The organism is Protofrankia sp. Cas8 (assembly GCF_963555845.1).
In the GTDB taxonomy this organism is placed as follows: Bacteria; Actinomycetota; Actinomycetes; order Frankiales; family Frankiaceae; genus Protofrankia.
Genome location: NZ_CAUVXI010000233.1, coordinates 1 through 747, shown reverse-complemented (window position 1 = coordinate 747; position 747 = coordinate 1). Strand labels below are relative to the sequence as shown.

Genomic DNA, 747 nt, shown 5'->3' with positions numbered 1-747 from the left:
TGGTCTCCAGACACGCGACCGTGGCGGCCTGCCTACTCACCGGCCTGCCCGCGGCGCTCGCCCGCCTTTCGGCCTGGACCGGCACGCCCGGGTCGGGCATGGTCGGGTCGGGCATGGTCGGGTCGGGCATGGTCGGGTCGGGCATGGTCGGGTCGGGCATGGTCGGGTCGGGCATGGTCGGGTCGGGAGCTGTCGCCGACGAACCCGCGACCGCCCGGGCGCTGGCCGGCCACATCCAGCGCGCGCTCGACGCCGGCCTGCTCGACGACGCAGACCTTCCGGTCGGGCTTACCCGCTCGACCGGCGCGAACCCGCCGACGGGCCAGTGATCTGTTGAGGGCGATCTCCTGCGAGCGCCTCCGTCGTGCTGTGCCGCGCCCGATCTCAGCAGCCGTTGTGGGCATCGTGGTCCTCACGGTGATGGGTCAGCGGCTGGTCACCCGCACACCACACAGTCAGTGACAAAGCCCGGCGCTGAGCGCAGCAGCGTGAGCACCGCGGCGTAGTAAGCGGCGTGCATCCCCTCGTAGGCCACCCCGAAGCCGGCGGTTGCCGGGATGCCCAGGCCCGCCAGGTAGTTACCGATGTTGGATGGTCCCGCGCCTCGACCTGCACCTGCGAGGTGCGGGTCGAGGCCAGCGTGCATCGGTGTCCGCGGCGATGGCCGTCAGCAGCTCGAGCGCCGCCGTCAACAGGCCGGTCGGCACGGGCAGAGACCGCACCGACCGCGCCAATATTCGCAACCAA

General features: G+C 71.8%; 1 protein-coding gene and 1 pseudogene. One reads left to right on the top strand and one right to left on the bottom strand.

Annotation, left to right across the window (positions count from 1 at the left end; all coding sequences use genetic code 11):
* A pseudogene (locus U9977_RS23470) lies at positions 1-329 on the top strand (hypothetical protein); the annotation flags it as partial.
* Between the two features lie 107 nt (positions 330-436).
* Here U9977_RS23470 and U9977_RS23465 read toward each other — a convergent pair.
* A complete protein-coding gene (locus tag U9977_RS23465) occupies positions 437-646 on the bottom strand; it encodes a hypothetical protein (RefSeq protein ID WP_322751453.1) in 210 nt (69 codons plus the stop codon).
* Positions 647-747 lie beyond the last annotated feature (101 nt).

What these genes read in the sequence shown, in the direction of transcription:
- U9977_RS23465 (WP_322751453.1), bottom strand. Translation starts at nt 646, where the DNA reads ATGCACGCTGGCCTCGACCCGCACCTCGCAGGTGCAGGTCGAGGCGCG.